At 44.0% G+C, this 9,082-nt stretch carries 5 protein-coding genes; 1 reads left to right on the top strand and 4 read right to left on the bottom strand.

Going from position 1 to position 9,082, the window contains the following annotated elements; translation table 11 throughout:
* Window positions 1–42: 42 nt before the first annotated feature.
* From J0895_RS19245 to J0895_RS19230, 4 genes are all read right to left on the bottom strand, one after another.
* Window positions 43–1,389, bottom strand: coding sequence for a serine/threonine protein kinase (locus J0895_RS19245; protein WP_207089623.1), 1,347 nt, complete (start codon window positions 1,387–1,389; stop codon window positions 43–45).
* A gap of 287 nt (window positions 1,390–1,676) precedes the next feature.
* Entirely contained in the window at window positions 1,677–3,047 is a 1,371-nt protein-coding gene (locus J0895_RS19240; RefSeq protein ID WP_207089622.1) for a serine/threonine protein kinase, read from the bottom strand.
* Between the two features lie 113 nt (window positions 3,048–3,160).
* The gene (locus J0895_RS19235; RefSeq protein WP_207089621.1) at window positions 3,161–4,528 is read right to left on the bottom strand and encodes a serine/threonine protein kinase; all 1,368 of its coding nucleotides are present in this window, start codon (window positions 4,526–4,528) and stop codon (window positions 3,161–3,163) included.
* A gap of 131 nt (window positions 4,529–4,659) precedes the next feature.
* Window positions 4,660–5,631, bottom strand: a complete 972-nt coding sequence (locus J0895_RS19230; protein WP_207089620.1) for a DUF4349 domain-containing protein — start codon at window positions 5,629–5,631, stop codon at window positions 4,660–4,662.
* Between the two features lie 289 nt (window positions 5,632–5,920).
* Here J0895_RS19230 and J0895_RS19225 point away from each other — a divergent pair, with 289 nt between their 5' ends.
* The gene (locus J0895_RS19225) at window positions 5,921–8,359 is read left to right on the top strand and encodes an ATP-dependent helicase (RefSeq protein ID WP_207089619.1); all 2,439 of its coding nucleotides are present in this window, start codon (window positions 5,921–5,923) and stop codon (window positions 8,357–8,359) included.
* The last annotated feature ends 723 nt before the right edge of the window (window positions 8,360–9,082 follow it).

The following is a 9,082-nucleotide window of genomic DNA, read 5'->3' as shown; positions in this document are numbered from 1 at the left end:
AGCCAGTTTTAGATTACTCCAGTTCTGACTCTTATTTTAGTCCTAGTTGTCGATTAATTTAGGTTTTCCGATAAATTCAGCGATTTCTGTGACGAGCCACTCTCGTTCTGTAGCGGTTAGTCCCGAACCAAAACAGTAACTATTTGTTCCGACTTCTAAGGCACAATTCATGACTTTATCTTCGCTATTTATTCCCTTTACTGGGCTTACTACCACCTTAGAAATATCATCAATATTACCCTGAATCGTTCTTTTTGTCCCCAAAAAGAACCAGGAAATTTCAAATTTATCGCTATAAAAATTTAGAGTGTTGTACACCAACATATTCCGCAGGCTCGTGACCAGGGATGCTATACCCAGCAACCAAAAAGGGACAAGAAACAAGAGGGTCAAAAAGTTACCACTAAATACCCGAGTTATAGATATTAAAGAAATTAACCAAACGATTGAAAATACCAATCTAAATATAGAATGAAATTGGACATTAGGCAGGGGGACTTTTACCTTGAGTTGCCTGGGAGTTTTTTCCAGAACAACTCGACTGCCAACAGGTTGCAGATTACCGGGCGATCGCGGCACAATTCGTTCCCGTTTTCCCTGCAATAGGGCTAGGGCTTCTGTGGCAGATGTCAAGCGGTCTTCAATGACGGGTTCTAATAAATTTTCTAACCAATCGGCCAACTCTGGAGTAATGTTTACATAGGGACGAAAATCAATTTTCATCCGTTTTTCGGGAAAATCTGCCGGGTCTTTATGGGTTAATAAAAACAACAAAGTTGCACCTAATCCATATAAATCTGTCGCCGGTTTAGCTTGTCCCCGAAACTGTTCCGGGGCCATATATCCATAAGTGCCAACAATGGTACTGCCACTGGTCATGGTATGGCGATAGGTATCTTGAACCGCCCCAAAATCCACTAAAAATACCTGGTTATTGGACTGACGAATAATATTTTGAGGTTTAATATCGCGATGGACAACCGGAGGGGTGAGTTGGTGCAGATATGCCAGAATTTCTAAGAGTTGTTTGGCAATTTCTCTGACTTCAAGTTCAGTTGGACGCCATCCGCTTTCTACCCAGTTTTGCAAAGATTGACCGGGGGCAATTTCTTGGACAATATAAAAGCGGCGATCGCCCTCTATATCCAGTTGAAAATAATCCAGATAGTTGGGAATCCCTGGATGATTCAGTTGGGCTAAAACCTTGCCTTCCCGTTCAAACAGTTCTAGGGCTTTCCAGTCTTTTAACTGCCGCAGGGATAATATTTTAATCGCGACTTGTTGGCTGAGATTTAAGTCCTCGGCAGCATAAGTCGAGGCAATTCCTCCTTGTCCTAAGAGGTTAAGAATCTGATAGCGTTCCTTGATAATATCTCCAGGTTGGTGCATGAGTTTTCGCCTATCTTTCTTTTCTGCGGATTTCTGATGTAAGCACGAATCGGGTTAATTCCTCTTCCAGACTAGGATGGCAACAGAGGCGATCGCTATAGCGATGCCGCAAACTCTTTGCCACTCTATCCCTTGCCTAGCGATGAATATTGGGTTTCTCTTCTTTCGACGGATTCATTCTATTCTAAACTATAGAAGGAATCTCTTGCTGTTATTGTTGCCTTGCCCCTAGAATTGAGGAGTGAGAGCCTCTATCTGCCTCCTACCTCAGACGCTGATCCAATGGATTATCGTTTGATTAAGTGAGGTTTTCCAAGAAAAGCAGCAATTTCCATTGCGATCCACTCTCGTTCAGTTTGAGTCAGTCCCGAACCAAATCGGTAAGTTTTAAATCTCATTTGTAAGGCACAGGTGATAATGGGGTAATTTTGTATGGAAAGCCAGGTGGGAAATACTTGCACACTAGAAATATGATGGATATTTCCCTGTATTTTTCGTTGAATCCCTAGGAAATTCCACGTTAAATAAAATTGGGTTTCATCAAACTCTAAGCTAACTCTCCCAAATTGATTTAATAAAAAATTTCCCAATAACTTTATTTCCAACCCTAGCAATAAAAATAAAAATGAAAGAATAGCCAGAGATTGAATCGCGGCAAGCCAAACCGCCGCCACTAAATAAACATTCAAGATTGTAATTATCACGATTAAAGATAAAGATTGTAACTTCCATCCCAAAAATGGAATTTTTACCTCTAGTTTACCCGGAGTGATTTTTAGAAAAACACGACTTCCTGCGAGTTGATGATGATTAGCCGATCGCTCTGGGACCCTTTCTTTTATTACCTTGCTTATTGCTTTTTTTGACTGCAAAACAGCTAAGGCTTCTACAGCAGAGATAAAGCGATCTTCAACCAGCGGTTCTAACAACCGCTCTAACCAATCCCCCAGTTCAGGGGAAATATTTACCGAAGGACGAAAATCAATTTTAAGTCGTTTTTCTGGAAAATCTGCGGGTGTTTTGTGGGTTAATAAAAACAACAAAGTTGCCCCTAAACCATATAAATCTGTGGCAGGTTCTGCTTGTCCTCGAAACTGTTCTGGGGCCATATATCCATAAGTACCAACGAGGGTACTCCCGCTCGTCATGGTATGGCGATAAGTATCTTTAACTGCTCCAAAATCGATTAACAAAATCTTCCCCTCAGACTGCCGAATAATATTAGGCGGTTTGATATCTCGATGAATCACCGGGGGGCTAATTTGATGCAAATAAACTAGAATTTCTAAGAGTTGTTGGGCCAAATCTCTGACTTCAAGTTCAGTCGGATGCCATCCGCTTTCTACCCAATCTTGCAAGGATTTACCTGGGGCGATTTCTTGGACAATATAGAAGCGGCGATCGTCGTCTGTATCCAGTTGAAAGTAGTCCAGATAGTTAGGAATACCTGGATGATTTAATTGAGAAAGTACCCTCCCTTCTCGCTCAAAAAGTTCCAGGGATTTCCAGTCCTTTAATCGCCGTAGAGACAGAGCTTTAATGGCAACCTCTTGCCCCATATCTAAGTCATGAGCTGCATAAGTTGTGGCAATTCCCCCTTTTCCCAAGGGCTTAAGAATCCGATAACGGTCCTTGATAATTTCTTCGGGTTGATGCATGATTTTTTCTTCTCAATCTTAAAGAATGGGTACAGTATAAGTTAGAAGTTTTCGATAAAAGGTCGGCTAAAAAACCCAATTTTTAGTTTTTTTATACCTAATAAACCGACAGATTAGGCGTCGATAACTTTAGGTTTTCCCAGAAAATTTGCCATTTCTGTAACTAACCATTCTTTTTCTGCCTGAGTCAGATTATACCCAAAATGGTAAGATTTAACTCCAACTTGTAAAACACAGCTTATGAGTAAACGGTACTTTTTCTTTGACTTTTTGTTATGAATCGGGACTTTCTTTTTATTGACTTCCACTCTAAAAATATCTTGAATATTTCCCTCAATTTTTCGACTTAATCCCAGGAAACTCCAGGATATTTTAAATTGATTACCCTGAAAGTCTAGTTGAGTAAAAACAAAACAATCAACGAATTTAGGACCAAAAAAGCCACTATTTAAAATAAAGATTAACAAAAAAACCAGTAAAAATACCCCGACTTCAGAATGTAAAGACACCGGGAAAAACCTAGTCAATAAAAAAACTGCCAAGGAGAGTAACATTAAACTTGTCAAAGCTTTTGAAGGATTTGAGGAGATTTTTATCGATAGTTTATCATTTCTTTTTTGCAGAATGACGTTACTCTTAGCGGGTTGTGGATTACTGACCGATCGCCCAGCAATAATTTCTCGGTGTGAATGCAATACTGCTAAGGCTTCCGGAGCGGATTTAAAGCGATCTTCAATCAGAGGTTCTAGCAATCCCTCTAACCAATCTGCCAATTCTGGAGAAATTTTCACATAAGGACGAAAGTCAATTTTCAGCTTTTTTCCTGGGAAATCTGCCGGGTCTTTATGGCTTAATAAAAACAATAAAGTTGCACCTAAACCATATAAATCTGTAGCGGGTTCGGCTTGTCCTCGAAACTGTTCTGGTGGCATATATCCATAAGTCCCCACCATCGTCCCCCCCCGGCTTAAAGTATGACAATAGGTATCTTGCACTGCACCAAAATCCACTAAAAACACCTTGCCAGTAGACTCACAAATAATATTTTGAGGTTTGATATCTCGATGAACGACCGGGGGATTCAGTTGATGCAGATACCCCAGAATTTCCAAGAGTTGTTCGGCAATCTCTCTCACATCCAATTCAGTCGGATGCCATCCGCTTTCTACTAATTCTTGTAAGGATTGGCCCGGGGCAATTTCCTGGACAATATAAAAGTAGCGGTCCTCGTTAGTATCCAGTTGGAAGTAATCCAAATACTTGGGAATTGCTGGGTGATTTAATTGAGACAGCACCTTGCCTTCTCGCTCAAAAAGTTCTAAGGCTTTCCAATCGGTTAACTCATGCAGAGATAAGGTTTTAATGGCTACGTCTTGTCCTATATCTAGGTCTTCGGCTGCATAAGTCGTGGCAATTCCTCCTTGTCCCAACTTGTTTAAAATACGATAGCGAGCCTTGATTACCTGTCCGGGTTGATGCATGATTATGCCCCTGATTTTGGTTGATTCTGTTGTCTGATGCGAGGGCGAATTGGGTTAATCCCGCTTCGTAGGAGAGGCGTTTAGTCCAGTAGCAATGCCACCCACAGACTTTTCGCCCCTCTAACCCTTGCCTACCGATTGATATTCGATTCGTCTGGTTTGGATGACTTTATTCTGTTATAACCTAAAAATGCTCCCCCGGCAAATAACAGGATAAATGGACTAAATGCCAGCAAATAAAGAGTGATTTTCAGCAGCCCTACGGTCACATCCCCTAGGGCTTCTGTGGCATTTCCCCAAGTTTTTTGCAGTTCTTTTCCGATAGACTTTTGAGGGAGTTCTGCTGCTGAAACTGGGGATTCTAGGTTTAAATACAGGGTGGAATAGGCGACTTTGGTCCGCAAATTGGCTTGGACTGCATCGATTCGTTCAATTTGTTCGCGAATAGTACCGAGTTCTCGGGCGGCATTGAGGACATCTCCCACGGAACCGGACCGTTCCATAATTTTTAAGACCATTTCTTCTTGTTTGCGGAGATTTTTTAACCGCGCATCGTTATCAATGAGTTGTGCTGAAACATCTTCTGCGGTAATCGAACGGTTGATGACGGTGCCGAGTTCGGCGATCGCATTAATGGTATTTTCTAACTGTTGTTGAGGGACGCGCAACTGCATTGAAACGACATGGCGCGTATTTTGCGATCGCGGTTTATTGTCTTCAAACTGTAACAAATCTCCTTGTTTTTGTTTAATAATCTGGTTAACGGCTGCAATTTGCTCCTCGATCGCCTCGACTTCCATTGTCATTGAGGCAGTTTTAATCAATTGCGGTGCCGCTTGGGGAATATCCCCTGGCGCTTGTGCGATATCCCCAACCATCGCTTCAGAACCGACTCGGTTACCCGCAAACGGCGCGGATTCTTCAGGCATGGGTGCCGCAGCAGGAACCATTCCTTGCTGCGCGACGAGGGACTTGTTCACTTCTGAGGAAGTCGGAACGGCACCACAACTGGCGATCGCACCAATCAAAATCAACATCGGCAGTAAAATCGGGGTTTGAGCGAGTTTGCCATGAGTCTGGGACGGGATCAAGTTCGGTTTCATCGGAATTTCTCCTGGGATAGCTAGATTGGGAAATGAATGTCTGGTCCTGGGTTAGTTCTAAGCTAACCTTACGGTTACGGAATTGGAGAATCTGCTACAAAAATTGAAACGGAGGCGATCGCTCCCAGAAAACGATAAACTCATATAACAATCCTAAATCAGTTGTGGAAGAAGACCTCTCCCCCAACCCCTCTCCTTGTAGGAGAGGGGAGCAGGAGAGGGCATAAATCATTTAGGATTGCTATAAAGACTCCCCCTTTTCTTGACTTGTCCCCGGTTTAAGCTCACTATGTCGAATGATTTTGATAACAATTTGCCTGTATCGGTTGCCAAACCTTTGACGCTATTCGCTCAAAAGCGCCAGGAGGCGGAACAACGCATCCGCAATGGATTACGACCTGGACAACAGCAAATGGCGGATTGGCGAGGCGGTCCTTTGGCGGTCTCTGCGGTCCCAGGTGCCGGAAAATCTAAGGGAATGGCGGATGCTGCCGCATTGGCGATCGCTCGTTTTAAACTGCATTATCTTCACCATTTGGTTGTAGTCACGTTCACCCGTTCTGCTGCGGCTAATTTGAAGTTAAAAATTCGCGCCGCATTGCGACAACTGGCGATGCCACAAATCGGATTTACGGTCAATACTTTACATGGATTAGCATTGGCGATCGCCGGACGCCATCCCGAATTATCCAGTTTGGACCTGGAACATATAACAGTGGTCACCCCGAACAAAAGTAATCGCCTGATCATCCAAAGTGTAGAACGCTGGATTGCCGGAAATCCCCAGCGGTATCAAATTTTAATAGAAGGTTGTCAATTTGATGGAGAGGAAACGGAACGGTTGCGCCGTCAGTCTGTATTAAGAACTGATGTGTTGCCACAACTCGCCCAGACTGCTATTCATGAAGCCAAATCTTCGGGATTATTACCCAAAGATTTATGGCAAATTTCGATGGAATCTGAGGGACAAATTCCCGATGATCCGTATGGTATTTTGACGATCGCTGCTGGATTATATGAACAGTATGAGACCTTGATGCGATCGCGTCAGTTCATCGATTACGATGACATGATTCTCTCCGCCTTGCGCGTCCTAGAAAATCAGAGTGCCTGTTATCTCTGGCAAAAACAAGTATTTGCCGTATTTGAAGATGAAGCCCAAGATTCGTCCCCGTTACAAACCCAATTGTTAGAGATTTTGGCGCGAAAGTGCGACTCTCCCGATGCACCGCCCAATCTGATTCGAGTCGGCGACCCCAATCAAGCGATTAATTCTACCTTTACCCCGGCTGACCCGATCTATTTTCGCCGCTTTTGTGAAGCCTGCGATCGCGAGAATCTCCTAGCTACAATGGATCGAGCCGGACGCAGTACCCGAATTATCATCAATGCGGCCAATTTTGTCCTGAGTTGGGTGAATCGTCATTATGCACACCAGCATCAGAGCACACCGGAGATAGAATATAGTCGTCATCAGTCAAAATTACCCTTTCGCCTGCAAAATATTCGCGCAGTAGAAAGCGGCGACCCCCAACCCGATGCCAATCCGCCTCACATCGGAGGAGGATTGGAGATGTATCAACCTCGGGATATTTATCACACTATCGAACTGATTGCACGGAGGGCGGTGCAGTTATTTAGTGAGACAACTGAGGAGCGATCGGCAGCTATTTTAGTGAGGGAAAACCGCCAAGGGCGTTTTATACAGGAGGTAATGAGCAATCCCAAGCTGTATGGAATCGAATGTGAGCTAGATAAACATAGTATTGAAGTTTTTGATGTATCCGCCAGCGATCGCCGGTCTCAAGTTCCCGCAGAAATGCTGGCCTTGCTGCAATTCCTCGATCGCCCCCATTCTCCCGACTATTTAAAAACCGTTTTGCGCGTCTTAGTCGATCGCAACTTAATCCCCACCCAAGACTTAAATGCTCTCACTAGCTTACCGGAACAATTTCTCTACCCAGGTCCATTAGAACCGCCTCAATCCCCAGCAGTATTGCAAGCCAGACGGTTCTGTGCAAGCTTGCTCACCGCCCGGATGGAACTCCCCTTGTATCAACTGATTTCCTTCCTCGCCTTAGCCTTACATTACGACGCCTCCGAACTTGCCACCGCCGATAAATTAGGCGATCGCTTGGCCCAACAAACCGCCGGAAATCCTTCCATGAGCGGCATTCTCACCGTCCTCAACGAAATTGTCACCTCAGAACGATTTGAACCCGTCGATACCGAAGATAACGCCGAGAAAATTTATACTCGCCCGCGACAACTCACTATTGTTACCATGCACAAAGCCAAAGGACTCGATTGGGATTATGTATTCATCCCCTTCCTCCATGAAAAGATGATTCCAGGAAGTTTCTGGGTTCCGCCTCCAGCACATTTCCTCGGGGAATACACCCTAGCGGAAGTCGCCCGCGCCCAAATTCGCGCTCACCTCCACCACCAAAGCGCACCCAATCAATGGGACAGCGAACCCTTCCAGTTCCCCTCCATCGCCGATTCCTGGAAGCAAGCCGAAGACCTAAAAATCGCCGAAGAGTACCGCTTACTATACGTTGCCATGACCCGCGCTAAACGATTGTTATGGATTTCTGCGGCCAAACAAGCCCCCTTTACCTGGAGTAAACCTGCCAATTTACAAAACATCCCACCCTGTCCCGTTTTGCCTGCCTTGATGGAAGCCTACCCCGATGAAGTGGTGGAGTTATCTGATATTGATTGTTAAGATTTCTTCGGTTGACCGATAGAAATTGCTCGGTTTTCATCCATGCCGCCAGTGATTATCGCATCCTCCAACGCCGCTAGAGACTCTTTGGTATCGCCCATCAATTCAAAGTTAGATTTGAATTGATGGGCGATAAAAAATCATCCAAATTACGCAAAACTCTGATCAATCGGTATCAATTTTCCGTGAAAATCCGTGAAATCAGTGGCCCCCACATCCCCCCAACAAAAGATATTATCTCTGTAAAAATACTGACTTTTTTGCCTTCCGAGTCAAGTATTTACATTTTTTCCGTATATTTATCATTGACAAAATCGTAGTTTTTTGAATTAAAACAGTCAAACCCCATTGCGTCGTTAAACCTCCCTCAATACCGATTTGGAAAAAAATCTGCATTTACCCAAACTTTACAATTCTCCTATTGACACCTTGAAGTATTGAAAGTTCTGTTGAAGGTGCCTCAATAAAAACAGTGCTTTTAGGAGTTGACAAAAAAACCGTTTTACTGTATTGACATTCAATCCTCTACAGAAGGCGGCAAAACCCGGGCAGATGAACGAAACATTTTTCACCCTTTTTGAGGGAAGAACGCCTGGGTTTAGGCGATCGCCTAAATCCTGTTTTGACTCAAGAGTTTCCCGCGATTCTCTCCAAAACGGGCGATCGGCCTCAGTTGACTTAATAGCAGAAGCGATTTGCACTCGCCTCGATATTGCCTCGGGT

It is taken from the genome of Phormidium pseudopriestleyi FRX01, from assembly GCF_017313335.1.
Taxonomy (GTDB): Bacteria; Cyanobacteriota; Cyanobacteriia; order Cyanobacteriales; family Laspinemataceae; genus Laspinema; species Laspinema pseudopriestleyi.
This window is presented reverse-complemented; position numbering and strand designations above follow the sequence as displayed.

Excerpts from the sequence above, each read along its gene's own strand:
- J0895_RS19245 (WP_207089623.1), bottom strand. The coding sequence starts at position 1,389 with ATGCACCAACCTGGAGATATTATCAAGGAACGCTATCAGATTCTTAAC.
- J0895_RS19240 (WP_207089622.1), bottom strand. The coding sequence starts at position 3,047 with ATGCATCAACCCGAAGAAATTATCAAGGACCGTTATCGGATTCTTAAG.
- J0895_RS19235 (WP_207089621.1), bottom strand. The coding sequence starts at position 4,528 with ATGCATCAACCCGGACAGGTAATCAAGGCTCGCTATCGTATTTTAAAC.
- J0895_RS19230 (WP_207089620.1), bottom strand. The coding sequence starts at position 5,631 with ATGAAACCGAACTTGATCCCGTCCCAGACTCATGGCAAACTCGCTCAA.
- J0895_RS19225 (WP_207089619.1), top strand. The coding sequence starts at position 5,921 with ATGTCGAATGATTTTGATAACAATTTGCCTGTATCGGTTGCCAAACCT.